This is a genomic window from Myxococcus sp. AB056, assembly GCF_006547365.1.
Classification (GTDB): domain Bacteria; phylum Myxococcota; class Myxococcia; order Myxococcales; family Myxococcaceae; genus Myxococcus; species Myxococcus virescens.
This window is the reverse complement of record NZ_VHLB01000052.1, coordinates 26,764-41,511: the sequence shown is the minus strand read 5'-3', so window position 1 is coordinate 41,511 and position 14,748 is coordinate 26,764. Positions and strand designations below refer to the sequence as shown.

The following is a 14,748-nucleotide window of genomic DNA, read 5'->3' as shown; positions in this document are numbered from 1 at the left end:
CTCACTCCTCGCGCATGGCCATGCTGGGCGGGACGCGCGCGGCGCGCCAGGCGGGCACGTAGCCCGCCACCAGCGCCACGAAGAGCAGCACGCAAGCCGTCCCGAGGAAGACGAGCGGGTCCGCGGGGCTGACCTCGAAGAGCAACTTCGACAGGCCCCGCGCCAGGACCAGCGCCAGCACGGAGCCGATGATGACCCCCAGCCCTGCGAGCCGCAGCGCCTGGCTCAATATCAACCAGAAGATGCTCCCCTCCCGCGCGCCCAGCGCCATGCGCACGCCAATCTCCGTCCGCCGCTGGGTGACGGAGTAGGCCATGATGCCGTAGACGCCCCCGGCGGCCAGCAGCAGCGCCACGCACGCGAAGAACCCCAGCAGCGCGGCCAGCAGGTGCCTGGAGCCGAACGACTCCGCGATGAGCTCCTCCAAAGGCCGCGGCGACGGCGGTGGCTGCTCGGGGTCCAACGACGCCATTCCCTCACGCAAGGACAGCGCCAGCGACGACGCAGCCGCTCCCGTCCCTCCCACGGTCACCATCATCACCATCGCGTCACGTGGGGCCTGCGCCAGCGGCAGGTAGAACTCCGGCACGGATGAACGCACCTGCCCGCGCCACAGCGTCCGGACGTCCCCCACCACGCCAATGACCTCCCACGGCTCGGTGCCGCCCGTGAAGAAGCGCTTGCCCAGCGGCGACTCCCCGGGCCAGAAGCGCCGCGCCAGGGCCGAGTTGATCATCGCGACCCGGGGCGAATCCTCAATGTCCAACGCGTTGAAATCGCGCCCCTCGTGCAAGGGGATGCCCATGGTCCGGAAATAGCCCGGGGAGATGACGCGCTGACTGGCCTCGGGCAGCTGCCCGGGCAGCGGCTTCGGCTGCCCATCCGGATAGATGTTCGAGCTCTGACTGCGACGGCTGATGGGCGGCAGGCTCGCCGCCGAGACGGCCTGGGCTCCCGGCATGGAGGACAACCGCTCCTGCAGCGCATGGAAGAAGCGCACCCGCTCGGCGTCCGTCGGATACTTGGTCTCCGGCAGCGTGACGTCGAAGTAGAACACGCGTTCGGCGGCGAAGCCGGGTGAGGTCCCCTGGAGCTGGTAGAGGCTTCGAAGCATCAGGCTCGCGCCGACGACCAGCATCAAGGCCAGGGCCACCTCCGCCGTCACCAGGGCCGAGCGGATGCGCTTTCGCCCCGCTGTGGCGCCCGCTCCCTCCCGCATCGCCTCCAACGGGTTCTGCCGCGACATCTGGAACGCGGGCGCCAGACCAAACAGCACCCCGGTGATGGCGGACAGCCCGACACAGAACAGCAGCGCCCCTCCATCCACCTGGATGGATTGCCACCCTGGCAGGCGCTCCGCCAACCCGGGCGGCAGCATGGTGGCAATCATGTGCGTGCCCCACAGCGCGCCCAGGATTCCCAATCCCCCGCCCAGGAGCGACAGCAAGACGCTCTCGGTCAGGGCCTGGACCATCAGGCGCGTGGGGCTCGCCCCCAGCGCCCCACGAATGGCCAGCTCCCGCCGCCGGGCCGCCGCGCGCGCCAGCAGCAGGCTCGCGACGTTCGCGCACCCGATGAGCAACACGAAGCCCACCGCGCCCGCCAGGGTGATGAGCAGCGGCCTCAAGGGCCCCAGGTAGGCCTCGCGCACGGACGTCAGCCGCACGGTGCGCTCCGAATCCGTGTCGGGGTACCGCTCCGCCAGTTGCCCCGCGAGGACCCGCAGGGCGTCCTCCGCCATCGACACGGAGAAGCCAGGCTTGAGGCGGCCCACCACCCGCACCTTCCGGTCCCCGCGCGCATCCAGCTCCGCCTGCGTCGGCGCGAGCGGCACCCAGGCTTCGGCGCCAGGCGGGAAGTCGAAGCTCTTCGGCATCACGCCCACGACGGTGTAGGGCTCACCATCCAGCGTGACGGACTCACCCAGCACGGAGGGCGCGCCACCAAACCGGCGCCGCCACAACGCGTCCGACAGCACCACCACCGCCTCGCCACCCACGCGGTCTTCTTCCGCGGAGAACGCCCTGCCCAGCGAGGGCCTCGCCTCCAGCGCGGGGAACAGCGCGGCGCCCACCCGAAACGCCTGGAGCCGCTCCGGCTCCAGCGCGCCGCCCATGTTCAAGCTTCGCGGAACAATCCCCGCCACGTGCTCGAAGACCCCCGCCTGCGCGGTCCAGTCCTCCAGCGTCGCCAGGGATGTCTCGCTCCGCTCGACACCCGCCTTGGGAAGCGAGTCCCACACCATCACCAGACGCTCCTCATGCGGGAAACGCATGGGCTGCAGCCAGATGGAGTTGACCACGCTGAATATCGCCGTGCTCGCGCCAATCCCCAGCGCCAGCGTCATCATCGCGACCAGGGTGAACGTCGGACTCTTGAGCAACAACCTGGCGCCAAACCGGATGTCCTGACGAATTGTATCCATGACCCTCTCGCGCAAGAGCATGCCATGCGGCGTGCACCTCGGCGATGCGCATCACCACAAAGGCCCAGGCCCGGCGCCCGAGAACACCCAAGTCCGCGAATTTTCAAAGCTGGCAGACATTTCATCAAAAACATGTCTAAGCCTGGACATTCGCTCGGGGTTCACCGTACTCTTCGAGATCCGAGCTGAATGCATCAACTGGCGTCAGGCTCGGCACGTTCGGCGACAAGTTCGTGCCGCGCGTGTGGTTTGATTCACCTCCCCAGGAGTTCCTCATGGTTGAGAGCAACATCGTTCTGAAGCCCGAGGTGGTGACGTTCAAGCAGCTGGATCCCGCGAAGGTGGACGCGCTCCGCGGCCAGCTGAGCATGATCCTCGGTCGTGGCGAGTTCCCCACGCTCTCCGCTCGCGCGGGCGCCGTCGTCGTCAAGGAGCCGCAGGATCACACCAGCCACACGTCTGACGGCTGGTTCTAGCAGGTCTCTGCTCCCCGGCGCTCATCCCTGGGCACCGGGGAGCAGGTTGTCTTGACGCAAGGATTGCCCCCTTCCCGCCGCAGGAGCATCACTCGCTCCGAGCCCCGGTGGTGTTCCACCTGGATGGGATTGGAGACCGGCTCCTCGCCCTTCCCAACCCGCGAGCCCTGAGTCAGCCGTACCCGGGTCAAACGCGCCGAATCTCCCGTGTAGCATTTATTTCATCGAAAACACGTCTACGCCTGGACATTCGTTCGAGGTACGCCATACCCTTGGGGATCCGAGCTGCGAGCATCCACTGGCGTCAGACTCGGCACGTTCGGCGACAAGTTCGTGCCGCGCGTGTGTTTTGATTCACCTCCCCAGGAGTTCCTCATGGTTGAGAGCAACATCGTTCTGAAGCCCGAGGTGGTGACGTTCAAGCAGCTGGATCCCGCGAAGGTGGACGCGCTCCGCGGCCAGCTGAGCATGATCCTCGGTCGTGGCGAGTTCCCCATGATGTCCGCGCGTGCGGTCGTCAAGGAGCCGCAGGATCACACCAGCCACACGTCTGACGGCTGGTTCTAGCAGGTCTCTGCTCCCCGGCGCCCATCCCTGGGCACCGGGGAGCAGGTTGCCTTGACGCAAGGATTGCCCTCTCCCCGCCGCAGGAGCATCACTCGCTCCAAGCCCCGGTGGTGTTCCACCTGGATGGGATTGGAGACCGGCGCCTCCCGCGACAAGCTCGTGCTGCGCGTGTGGTTTGATTCACCTCCCCAGGAGTCCCTCATGGTTGAGAGCAACGTCGATCTGAAGCCCGAGGTGGTGACGTACAAGCAGCTGGATCCCGCGAAGGTGGACGCGCTCCGCAGCCAGCTGAGCATCATCCTGGGTCGCGGTGACTTCGCCCAGATCTCCGCGCGCGCGGTCGCCCCCGTCGATTATCCGTGGGAGCACTCCAACCACACGTCTGACGGCTGGTTCTAGCAGGTCCCTGCGCCCCGGTGACCCCACCCGGCACGCCGGGAGCAGGATGTCTTGACGCAAGGATTGCCCCCTCCATGCAGCAGAAACTTCGTTCTGCCCAAGCCCCCGTCGTATTTCACCTGAATGGGATTGGGGACCGGCTCCTCGCCCTGCCCGCCCTGCGAGCCCTGAGTCAGCTGTACCCGGGTCGAATCAGACTGGTGGGTGCGCCAGGTGATTCAAGCCTGTTCTTCTATCAAGAGCTCGGGCTCATGAAGATTCACGAGGTCCGCGCGACCACGCAAGGCACGGAGCGGAGCATCGACGCCGAGATGCTCCGGCAGGCGGTGGGGGCCTGCGACTTGTTTGTCTGTTTCAACACCTGGCACGCGACGGGTGTCTCCGAGCTGCTCGAGGGGTTTCCGGCGGCCACCGAGACGGTCGGCCTGTATCGCCGTTACAAGCAGTGGGTCCGGGGTGAAGAAACCCAGCATTCCGCGGACCGGCTCTTCTCGCTGGCCCAGCAGGTGGATCCCACCCTGCGGCTGGAGGATTTCGCCCAGGCCCCCGTGCTGACGGCCGAGGCCACCGAGGCCGCCAGGCGCTTTCGTGACAGCGTCCCCGATGGGGCCAAGGTGCTCGCGCTCCATACGGAGACCGGCTCCCGGAAACAGTGGCCCGTCGCCCGCTACCGCGCCGTGCTGGATGGCTTCCTGGCAGCCCACCCCGAATGGCTCGTGCTCAACGTGGACTACAACGCCACGGAACTGGCGCCCATGGTCCATGAAGGCCGCGTGCTGTCCGTCGCAGGCGCCCCACTCGATGTCGCCATGGCGCTGCTCGGCGCCTGTGATGGCTTCCTCGGCATCGACTCCTGCATGCTGCACGCGGCGGACTTCTTCCGGCTCCCCTCAGTGGGCCTGTTCGGAACGACCTCCCCCCAGCAATGGGGCTTCCGTTTCACGCCGGCCTTCCGCGAGCCCACCGGGAACGGGAGCATGGACGACATCACCGAGGAAGAAGTCCTCGGCGCGCTCACGGACCTCGCCGCCGGGCGGCTGCGCCCCGCCTGAGCGGCGGCGAGGGCGCCAGCCCCGGCTGGCCTCAGCCGCTCTGCACGCTCAGCATCGGCGGCATGGCCTGCGAGGAAGACTCTGTCGGCAGACCGTTGGCCATCTCCACCAGGGCGGCGTCCATTCCAGGCATCATCCGCAGCAGGGGGATGGGGTCCTCCACGAGCTTGCGCAGGACCCACTCCACGACCGCCAACGTCTGCAGGCATTCCTCGGACGCATGGGGGCGCGGCGTCGCGTCCCCGGTCCGGGCATAGTCGAGCACCGGCAGCACGCCACAGTAGGGATTGAAGGCGCACTCGCGGCACTGCGGGTCACGATCCCGCAGCGACAGGTTCATGGACCGGAACGTGGCCTTGTTGCGGATGAGCGCGTCATAGGTCGTCCCCTTCACGTTGCCCAAGCCGAACTCGGAGCGCATCGAACGGGCTTCGTCCGACGGCAGGATTTCGCCGTCATGGTCATAGGTGATGGCCGAACCGAAGTCCCCGACCGGGTTGCGCCAGTCCACGAAGCCCGTATCCGTCGACTGGAGAATCTTGGCCAGGACGACCCGGACCACGCGCTCGGAGTAGTTCTCGTTCTCCTGGCGGTTCTTCTCGTAGATGTAGTCGAGCGCGTCCAGGTAGTAGTGGAGGAAGTCCTTGATGTCGAAGGGCAGCTTCTCCTTGCGGGCGTTGCCCAGGGCCTTGAGCTTCAGGATGGCGAGGTCCTTGAAGCCCTCCGCATGATAGAAGTCGATGGTGCGCTTCAGCTCCTTGGCGTTGGAGGCCCCCACCACGCACAGGGGCGACGCGCTGAGCACCCCGGGGTATCGGTCGCGGAAGTGGGTCAGCCGCTCCATGACCTTGCGGAAGCTGCCCGCCCCGCTCCGCGTGACTCGGAATGAGTCGTGAATGTCCTCGGGACCGTTCAACGAATACGACACGTTGATGCGGTTCTCCTTGCAGTACGCGATGTGCTCGTCGGTGGCGACCATGAGGTTGCTCACCACGGAGAAGCGGAGCCGCTTGCCCACGGCTTCGTTCTGCCTGCGGGCCTCCTCGACGAAGTACTTCATGCCCTCGAAGTTCAAGAAGGGCTCGCCGCCCTGGAACTCGAAGCCCAGGAAGGGGGCCGGAGACCCGAGCGCGAAGCGGATGATGGCATCCGCGACGTCGGGCTGCATGTCGAAGCGCTTGGAGTCCGCGGAGATGTTCTCCGGGTTCATGTGGCAGTAGGTGCAGTTGAGGTTGCACCGCTTCGACAGCACGACGATATGGAGCCCCGGCCCCGCGTAGGTCCGGTCATGCCAGCGCTTGAGGTCCTCCAGCACGCGCGACGAGTTCTGCGCGGTGATGAGGTGGCTGGTCTGCTCGAGCCGCTCGAACAGGGCCTCATCCATGGAGATTTCGTCGAGCTGGGCATTCTCCGCGCCGGACAGCAACTGCATGGCGCCCGTCCGGGACAGCCGCACGAAGTGGTCCGGGCCCACCTGCTTCGCGGGGAAGAAGTTGGGAAGCCACTCGTCGCGATAACGCAACCCTGGGACCCTCATGCGGCACCTCCGGCGTGCTGGGAATAGCGGGCCGCGAGCACTGCCGCCTCGCGCCAGTCCATGTATGTCTCGGCGTCATTCACCACGGGGCCGCTGGCGGCCACCCGCGAGAAGTGCTGCTTCATCCAGGCGTCGAAGGCCTGGTCCATGTCCGCGTCCGCGACACGCTCGATGAGCGGATGCTGCTCACTCAGGGCCTGGGCCATCTGCGCGAGGAGCACGCGCCCTTCGGGCGTGGGACGCTCGAAGTCCAGGAGGGTCCGGAAGGAGAGCAGGTTGCAGCGGTGTGACTTGAGCAGTTGGAAGCGCCACTCCCGCTGCTTGAACTCGGGCCTGTCCAGCGCCAGCAGCCGGAGCCGGTTCACCGCCAGGAAGGAGTGCAGGCCCAGATGCACGCCTCGGATGGGGCGAGGGTCGGTGCGGTAGGCGGAGACGAACTCGGGACGTGAGTCGTCCCACCGTCCGAATGCGCGCGAGTCGAGCAGCAGATACATGCGCTCGTGTTGCAGCTCGTGGACCAGGTCCTCCGCATGCTCCAGGCCGTTGGCCACGCGCGTGAGGAAGACAGGCGTGCCAGCCCCATACGAGGACGAGCAACGCACGCTCCGGTTCTCCGGGCCGCCCATGTCGACGAGCGCGGGGAGCAACACGCGAGCCCAGTCGAGCACTTCGGGCCACAGCTCTCCCAGAATGTGGAAGGCCTCCTCCGTGCTTTGCAGCAGGGGCATGGGCCGCCAGGAGCCCGTGCTCCCATCGTCCGGGATGCCCGCCTGGTCGCGCCGGCCGGTGATGCCGAGCATCTCGCTGTCGTCCAGCACCGGAACGTTCCAGGTCTTGGACCAGGGCAACGGCTGGATGCTCACGGCCGCATCGCCCGTGAGCGGCAGCGGGATGCGCACCCCGGAGCCGGCGTGCCCCTCCGCGGAGAGCAGGCACTCCGCGCCAGAGAAGTGCCAAACGACGCGCCCCTCGCCCGGGCCGCGCACGTCGAGCCGCTCCCCCCGAGGCAGGCAGTAGAGGGTCCGCGGCGTCACGAAGAAGGCTTCGCCGTGGGTGACCTCTCCCCGCAGCCGCTGAACGATGAGCAGGGACGCGAGGTTGCCCATCAGGCATTGAATCAAGCCAGGCCCGACGGCGGCGGGCCCCAGCAAGCGGCCGAGCAGCACCGTCGTGCTCCAGTGCTCCAGGAACTCACGCGCCAGCGCCGGCGCGCGCTCGACGAGCTCGAACGCCTCGGAGAGAAGGGACTGGAGCTCCGCGGCACATCCCCCCAACTTCCCGAGCCGCTCCGGCTGCTGGACCCAGCCCATGAGCAGATCGAGCTGCCCCATCTGCTGCGCACGCAACAGCTCACGCGCCGAGGCTTCCGTCTCGGGGGACAACGGCGTCGGGAACGTGAATGCATCTTGGAATTGCATCAGTGACTCCAGTCGAGCACCAACGGCGACTCGTGCGACAGATGGGACAGGAACGTGAAGATGGCTGACCGGACGTCATCGTGAGGCAGGGAGAGGGCCGCGCTCACGTCGCCGACCATCTCGGCGACCGTGCGTCCGTCACACTGGTCCAGCAGGAGTGCCTCGAGCGTCGACAGCGGCTGATAGCGGATGCCCGCCGGGCTCGCGTAACACAGGACCTCGGACGTCTCCGGCGACAGCGGGCGCGCGTCCAGCAGCCGCGCCAAGTCTCGCGTGACTCGCAGGTGGTAGGGCCCCAACACCGGGCGGCGCTGGAGGAGGCTGTCACGCAGGACCGACACGTGGCTCGCGCGAAGCGCCTCGGTGCGCTCGTCACGGCGGGCCAGCTCCTTCATCCGGCGTGACATGCACTGAATGTGGAACAGGCCCCGGTCCATCCACAGGCAGGCCGCCAGGTCCACCCGCTGCGGCTCCTCGAGCGCCGGCTCAGACAGGAGCGCGGCCTCGACAGCGGCGAAGTAGCCAGCATCCATGTCCGTGGGCTCCGAGACCTTCGACGGGAGGAGCGAGACCAGCCTCGCCGCGAGCTCGAAGGCCTTGCCTTCCACGAGGTAGCGGAGCGTCCGGGGCGCCAGGACCGCCGCGGGGGTCTTGTTGACGGACATCTGGCACCGCTCCAGCCAGTAGCGCAGGTCGCGGGTGGATGCGCGCACCACTTCCCGGATGGCCTCGAACGGCTCCAGCCAACGCACGAGGTCGTTGTTGTCTCCCCATCCCCAACGCTGAATGGGTTTGCTCGGGTGATATCCCGTGAAGAAGGTCGTCAGCAGGGCCTGAGGACGCCGCTGCCCCCGCGCCGGTTCGAAACGACGGCCGGGCTGCAGCAGCGCACAGCGCTCCAGGACGTGCTCGCCATAGACGAGCCGATACGGAGGCTTCCAGGGCAGGAGCGCCGAGTCATGAGCGCGCGACACCGCAGCGGCCATCCAATGCGCCCGGTCGACCGGGTAGCGCTCCAGGCGGTCTTCCCGCGGCCGCCCCGCCATGGACAGCGTGCCCCCACAGGTCGCGATACGCGCTGGCTTCAACCAGTCACAGAACGCGAGCGCTCCCACGGAGTCCATCTGATTCCAAAAGCCCTGCCACTGGACCGAGGCCCCCGTGGGAACGAACGCGACATCAACCCGGCCCCGGAAGGACTCCAGCGCTTCGCGCGTCCGGGGTGAATCCGTCACGTCCACCGCGTCCAGCGCCAGCACATCCGGCGTCTCCACCAGCAGGGCACATTGCTCCTCGCCCTCCCCCGAAGACTGCGCGGGCAGGATGTGGATGCGCAGGTCCTGGGCCAGCTCGACGACGTCCCCCTCCAGGAAGGGATGGAGATTGCGAAAGCCCAGCGCCGTGAGAATCGCGCGAGCGCTCGACTCGGGCGCCGCGCCCGGCTTCGGCCTGTCGAGGAAGTAGAGGGCGACGTCTTCGCGAAGCCCCAACAGGCTGGGTGGATGGAGATGGTCGTCGTGCGCGTGGGAGAAGAAAACCGCGTCCACCGACGACAGGTCATCGAAGAACCACGCGGGACACGCAGGCTGCCGAAACTCCAGCTCCCGCAGCACCAGCACCGGGTCGATGAGAACCCTCAGAGGACCGCGCTGAATGACAAAAGAAGTGTGGCCCAGGTGCTCGATGAAAGTCTGCACAGCCTGCCCATTATGAATATTCAGAATTCAACGTATCAATTCGTATCCCCGAGCGTCAATCCAGGCCCCGGAGATGACGACTCAGCGCGGCCGGAGCAGCTCAGACGTGCGATGTGTGGCCAGATAGGCCTTGGCCTCAATCACCGGGGCCCCCGTCAAGCCCAGCTTGACGTGCGCGAGCCGCTTATCGAAGACACTCTCTCGCGTGGCCGAGCCAGCGGGCAGGTTGACCTGCGTGCGCCCCGGCCACGCCAGCAGCGCGTCACGCCGTGAGGGTGCGCAGAGCCCCCGCGTCACGAGTTCGTCGAGCAGGCGTTGCCACCGGGGTTCCTCGGCGGGCTGCGCACGTCCCTGGAACGAGCACTCGAGCCCCAGCGTCTGCAACAGTTGCGGCGCCAGGTCCAGGTTGAGCATGAAGCGATTGACGCCGAGCGGGAGGACCCACGCGAGGGTGTCCCGCAGCTGCTGGATGTCTCCAGGCCACGCCACGGCTTCCAGGTACGACACCATGCTCTCGGGAGGCACGTTCTTGAGCGTGAAGCGGAGGTTCTTGCTGCGCCGCGACATCATCACGCAGGCCGCATAGAGGTGTGCACCGGGAGGCAGCGCCTCGATGCAGACATCCATTCCCCGTTGAAGCTCTGGCGTGAGCGGCGCCTCATCCCCACGCAAGAGCGGAAGCCCCGCGTGGAGCGTCGCGCGGTAGGTATCCGACTTCCGCCGGTGGAGCTCTTCGTTGACGGCGACAGGCTGGTCCCGTGTGCAGAGGAACACGATGGGCAGCGGAGGCGAGGCCACTGGCGCATCCAGGTCGAACTCCAGCCAGAACGCGTCGACTTCCCGGTCGAGCAGCCCACCCGGCTCAGCCCATCCTCGCGCGAAGTCGCGAATGCGCCGCCACTCGGGAGCGGCGAACAAGGGCGCTGGGAGTTCTGAGTGAGGATGCCTGCCAGCAAGCAGCGCCTGACCGTCGTGTTTGATTCCCAGGATGAAGTCCACCCGAGGCGTCCCCTCCAGCAGCCGGACCTCGAAGCCTCCATCGCCCTCCAGCGCCGCGGGCAGCCATTCGCCCAGCGCGAGCAGGCGGGCTCGCGACTCGGGAGAAAACAGCGCGGGCGGATAATCATTGTCGAAGGCCGCCAACGTCTCCTTCCAGGTGCCCGACCGAGGCGGGAGCGCCCCCGGGAGGAAGTTGTCGGTCCGGTCCGCCGCGATGCGCGCGATTCGGACGTACCGGACGAGCGCTTCGACACACAGCGCCGCCGATGCCTCGAGCGAGCCGTAGACGACGTCCTCGGCCTCGTACAGCGGCGCCACGGGCCAGAGTCCCTCCCCGCTCTGCCCGCTCAGCAGCAGGGACGCCATGGAATCCAACGTCCGCTCGAAGAGGTTGACGTCCGTGGGGCGCCCCAGGTTCATCAGGGCGCTCATCGCGAGGGCGACATTGACCGCGCCGCGCACCTCCCCCTTCTCCCAGAGCGAAATGAGTTCTGCCCGAAGGGGGACCGCGAGCTGCCAGTGGTCACCCACGTGACGAACCCAGCGCGTCAGCAGGTAGCCCAGCAGGAAAGGCGAAACCGCGGGCTCGCCGCGTGCGCAGCCCAGAAGCCCCTGCGTGCGAACCTTCTCGGAAACAAGCGCGGCGCGGCCCGGTAGCGACCGCCCTTCGTGCGCCGCCAGGAGCAGTAGGTCCGCGGTCGTGGCGACATCCGCTTCAGGAGGAACGCCCTCGCTGGCCGCCGCCCCTGACTCGGACGATGTCTGCGCTGCGTCGCGCGACAGGAGCGCAGCGAGCGCCGGGGGTGGGTCCAGCGGCATGTTCCATTGCCTCAACGCCACCAGCGCACGGGCCGACTCCCCCGCTTCCGACCGTGCCGAATCCGGGGAGAAACGCCAGAGGCCGGTCGACGCGCGACTGGAGAGCAGCCGCCGCACGCAAGACATCCCATGCGCATTCGCAGCCCCCTCGCTCTCGGCCAGCGCGAGGAGAACCAGCGTTGCCGCCGCCGGCGAGTCCACCGAATGAACGCCCGCTCCCGTGGAAGCCAGCATCTCCGCGACGGGAAGCTGCTCCAGTGCGGCAACCGCCGCGCCAATCGCGCCATCCAGCGTTTCTGCCGTGGGCCGGATTGGCTCTCCTGGACTCTGAACAGACACGGGCTTCCTCCGAGCAACGCTGGCGAATGGACGCAAAGCGTGCCCGAGCGCGAAGCTCAGGGTCAATCACCTCTCCATGTAAATTGCTGAAATCAATTTAGACCCCTACTCCATGTAAATTTGGCGAACTGATACTCTCGCGGCGCCACATCCTCCCCCGGCGCGAGACACGCATCGGGGCCCCTGGCGGGACGACGTGTCCGCCAGCGTGAAGCCGATGCGGGTGTTACGCGCGGGGGCTTCCGGCTGCTGTTGCACGAATGGTCCGAGGAGTCGCTCCACCGGTTCCTGGTGGAGTGCAAGCACGGCCGCATGCCTCGGCTGGCGTAGCGGGTGTCCCCCCGCGCGCTACGTCCGGCTCCCCGCCGTCACGGAGATCCGCGGACAGGCGCCGAGGAGCGCGTCATGCGGACCAGATGGCTTCCACGCGAGAGCGCACCTTGCGCCGCGCCTCCGCGAAGCCGGGCTGCGCGCGCAGGGGCGTCAGCGCCGGGCAGCGGTCCATCCACTCCAGGTCGATGAGCGCGAGGTTCGCCGCCTGCTGGAGATAACGCAGCGCCTCGGCGGGCGCGCCCCGGATGCACATCAGCTCCGCCGCGAGCTGACACACCATCGACGTGAAGCGCGAGTTCACCTGCTGCCGGGTGAGCATGCCGTCCAGGGTGGCCATCGCGGCCTCCACCGACACCTCGCCCAGCGCCGCCGAGCAGTAGGTGGCCACGTAGGAGGCCATGTGGTTCGGGTCTTCGTTCAACGCGTCCCGGCACTGGCGGACATCGTCCATGTCGCCCCTCCAAGCCGCGACCCGCATGCGGAGGATGAGGACCGCCATGCCCAGCAGGGGCTGACTGTTCAGACGCGCCATGCACCACTGGTAGGTCGCGTCGTCGCCTCGCAGCGCACTGCACCGCGCCACCTCGACCAGGCAGATGGCCATGCCCGGCTCCAGTGCGTAGGCCAGCTTCAAGCGCGGCAGTCCTTCGTCCACGCGTCCCGCCTCGCATTGGAGGTTGCCGAGGAGTTGGAGCGCGGGCGCGAACGTGGGGGCCGTGTCGAGCGCCGTGCGCAGGGCCACCACCGCATCCCGCCACCGGCCTTCGCGGGTGGCCAGGATGGCCTGGGCCAGCTTCGTCTCCACGAGTTCCGGCGCCACCTGGCGGGCCCGTTCCAGGCTGGTCCGCGCCAAGGCATCCCAGTCGACCTCGTCCGCCAAGGAGCTGATGAAGCCCGCCCGAAGCGTCGCCACCGCGTGCTGCGCCGCCGCGTGCGGGAAGCCAGGCACCGAGTCGTGAAGCTGTTCGAGCGGCGTGATGACCTCGTCCTTCAACTCCCCCGTCATCGAGTGCGCGAGCATCCGGGAGAGCGCCTGCCGGTAGAGGGCAAGGGCCTCCGCTGGCACGGTGGAGCGGTAGGCCAGGAGGGTCAGCTCGCCGCGCAGGGCTTCCGCCAGACGCTGCCCCAGCCGGTCCTGGAGCTGGAATGGGTCGTCATCCGCATCGTCGAAACGACCGCTCCACAACTGCGTGCCCGACGCGCCCTCCACCACCCGGAGCGTCACGCGCACCGTCTTGCCCGCGGCCTGGAGCGTCCCATCCACCAGCAACTCCACTCCCAGCTCGCGCGCCGCGACGCGAGGGTCCCGCTCCTGCCGGAAACGCTCCGTGGCCCCGCTGCTCTGCACCCGGAGCCCCCGCGTCTTCGACAGCACGTCGATGAGCGCCTCGGTCACGCCGTCGCCCAGAAACGCCTGGTCCGAAGCGCCCAGGAAGCGCAGCGGCAGCACCGCCAGCGACTGCTCATCCGGGCGCAACGGCGTGCGAGCGACCAGCCCGCCCGAGGACATCGAGTCATGACCGAAACCGCTGGGCCGTGGCGTGGACGCGCCATGGGTAGCAGCCGAAACCTGGGAAGCGCCGCTGGACCTTGGCGTGGACGAGCCGTGACTTCCCACCACGGAGGACACGCTATCGCCCCCCATCGCGTTTCCTCTCGTCCCGAGGTGCACGCCATGGGCATGTTCGGCCTCAATGGCCTCGCCGACAGAGCCAAGCCACTGCCTCAGCGCATCCGCCACACAGGCCGCGTCCTGCGGCCGGCCGGAGGGCTCACGCGACAAGCACGCGAGCACCAACTCCGCCAGCGCATCCGGCACCGCCGCCAGCAGGCGTGGATCGGGCGGCGGCTGCCTCAGACGGGCCATGGCCACGACCATGGGCGAATCACCGGCGAACGGAGGCGTTCCGGTGAGCAACTGGTAGAGCACCAGGCCCGTGGCGTAGAGGTCGGCGCGGGCATCCACCTCGCCACTCTCCAGTTGCTCGGGCGCCATGTACATGGGCGTGCCCACCAGTCCCTGCGTGCGCGAAGCCCCCTCGCCCGCCAATGCCCGGGCAATGCCGAAGTCGGTGAGCACCACGCGGCCACGGGCCTCCACCAGGACGTTGGCCGGCTTCAAGTCCCGGTGCACGACGCCCGCGGCATGCGCCGCCGCCAGGCCCTCACAGAGCGCCAGGACCAGCCGCGCCGCCCGCGCGGGAGGCACCGTGTGCTCGCGTTCCATCAACGTTTGAAGGCTCTCTCCCTCCACGTACTCCATGGTCAGGTAGAGGCGGCCCGAGTGCTCGCCCAGGTCGAAGGTCCGCGCCACGTGCCGATGGGTGATGCGCCGGGCCAGACGGACCTCGCGGCGGAAGCGCTCCAGCCACTCCGGCGCGGGCGAAGCGCCCAGCTCCAGCAGCTTCAACGCCACCACGTCACCCACCAGCGTGTCCCGCGCCCGGTACACCGCGCCCATTCCACCGCGCCCGGCCAACTCCTCGAGGACATAGCGCCCGGCGAACAGCGCGCCCTCCGTCACGTCGGTGATGGCGGGACGCGGGTGCGGCGATAGCAACGTCGCATCGGTCCCCTCGGGTGGCGCACTCCGGTTTTTCTCCTCGGACACGGCGCGGAATCTACCCTGCCGGAAGTCGGGGCGCCCGGCATTCAGGATGGGCCCAGGATTCCTGGAATATCGAGAC

10 protein-coding genes are annotated in these 14,748 nt (G+C 68.0%); 4 read left to right on the top strand and 6 right to left on the bottom strand.

Translation table 11 applies throughout. The features are described from left to right. Position 1: 1 nt before the first annotated feature. A complete protein-coding gene (locus tag FMP39_RS22310) occupies positions 2 to 2,425 on the bottom strand; it encodes an ABC transporter permease (RefSeq protein ID WP_141592299.1) in 2,424 nt (807 codons plus the stop codon). A 275-nt stretch (positions 2,426 to 2,700) separates the two neighbouring features. On the opposite strand from FMP39_RS22310, the gene FMP39_RS22305 reads away from it, so the two are divergent. The 4 genes from FMP39_RS22305 (at position 2,701) to FMP39_RS22290 (ending at position 4,919) form a co-directional block, all read left to right on the top strand. Further along, complete coding sequence (locus tag FMP39_RS22305; RefSeq protein WP_216619703.1) at positions 2,701 to 2,901, top strand: hypothetical protein; 201 nt, start codon at positions 2,701 to 2,703, stop codon at positions 2,899 to 2,901. 375 nt (positions 2,902 to 3,276) lie between these two features. Next, positions 3,277 to 3,468, top strand: a complete 192-nt coding sequence (locus FMP39_RS22300; protein ID WP_216612286.1) for a hypothetical protein — start codon at positions 3,277 to 3,279, stop codon at positions 3,466 to 3,468. A gap of 123 nt (positions 3,469 to 3,591) precedes the next feature. Next, positions 3,592 to 3,867, top strand: a complete 276-nt coding sequence (locus tag FMP39_RS22295; protein ID WP_228558219.1) for a hypothetical protein — start codon at positions 3,592 to 3,594, stop codon at positions 3,865 to 3,867. 251 nt (positions 3,868 to 4,118) lie between these two features. Further along, positions 4,119 to 4,919, top strand: coding sequence for a glycosyltransferase family 9 protein (locus tag FMP39_RS22290; RefSeq protein ID WP_228558218.1), 801 nt, complete (start codon positions 4,119 to 4,121; stop codon positions 4,917 to 4,919). Positions 4,920 to 4,950: 31 nt separating this feature from the next. On the opposite strand, the gene FMP39_RS22285 is transcribed toward FMP39_RS22290, so the two are convergent. The 5 genes from FMP39_RS22285 to FMP39_RS22265 all read right to left on the bottom strand — a co-directional run bounded on the left by FMP39_RS22285 (position 4,951) and on the right by FMP39_RS22265 (position 14,672). Then, positions 4,951 to 6,456 carry a radical SAM protein gene (locus FMP39_RS22285; RefSeq protein WP_141592296.1) on the bottom strand — a complete coding sequence of 502 codons (1,506 nt, stop codon included), beginning with the start codon at positions 6,454 to 6,456 and terminating at the stop codon, positions 4,951 to 4,953. After that, the gene (locus FMP39_RS22280) at positions 6,453 to 7,874 is read right to left on the bottom strand and encodes an HEXXH motif-containing putative peptide modification protein (protein ID WP_141592295.1); all 1,422 of its coding nucleotides are present in this window, start codon (positions 7,872 to 7,874) and stop codon (positions 6,453 to 6,455) included. Before FMP39_RS22280 ends, FMP39_RS22285 begins: the two co-directional genes overlap by 4 nt. Beyond that, positions 7,874 to 9,571, bottom strand: coding sequence for an MBL fold metallo-hydrolase (locus FMP39_RS22275; RefSeq protein WP_141592294.1), 1,698 nt, complete (start codon positions 9,569 to 9,571; stop codon positions 7,874 to 7,876). The genes FMP39_RS22280 and FMP39_RS22275 overlap by 1 nt, the downstream gene beginning before the upstream one ends. Positions 9,572 to 9,652: 81 nt before the next feature. Next, complete coding sequence (locus tag FMP39_RS22270; RefSeq protein WP_228558217.1) at positions 9,653 to 11,728, bottom strand: hypothetical protein; 2,076 nt, start codon at positions 11,726 to 11,728, stop codon at positions 9,653 to 9,655. A gap of 403 nt (positions 11,729 to 12,131) precedes the next feature. Continuing rightward, entirely contained in the window at positions 12,132 to 14,672 is a 2,541-nt protein-coding gene (locus tag FMP39_RS22265) for a serine/threonine-protein kinase (protein WP_141592292.1), read from the bottom strand. Positions 14,673 to 14,748 lie beyond the last annotated feature (76 nt).

Bases quoted from the DNA above. Each gene is read 5' to 3' on its own strand.
- FMP39_RS22300 (WP_216612286.1), top strand. From the start codon at position 3,277: ATGGTTGAGAGCAACATCGTTCTGAAGCCCGAGGTGGTGACGTTCAAG.
- FMP39_RS22280 (WP_141592295.1), bottom strand. From the start codon at position 7,874: ATGCAATTCCAAGATGCATTCACGTTCCCGACGCCGTTGTCCCCCGAG.
- FMP39_RS22305 (WP_216619703.1), top strand. From the start codon at position 2,701: ATGGTTGAGAGCAACATCGTTCTGAAGCCCGAGGTGGTGACGTTCAAG.
- FMP39_RS22310 (WP_141592299.1), bottom strand. From the start codon at position 2,425: ATGGATACAATTCGTCAGGACATCCGGTTTGGCGCCAGGTTGTTGCTC.
- FMP39_RS22295 (WP_228558219.1), top strand. From the start codon at position 3,592: ATGGGATTGGAGACCGGCGCCTCCCGCGACAAGCTCGTGCTGCGCGTG.
- FMP39_RS22285 (WP_141592296.1), bottom strand. From the start codon at position 6,456: ATGAGGGTCCCAGGGTTGCGTTATCGCGACGAGTGGCTTCCCAACTTC.
- FMP39_RS22290 (WP_228558218.1), top strand. From the start codon at position 4,119: ATGAAGATTCACGAGGTCCGCGCGACCACGCAAGGCACGGAGCGGAGC.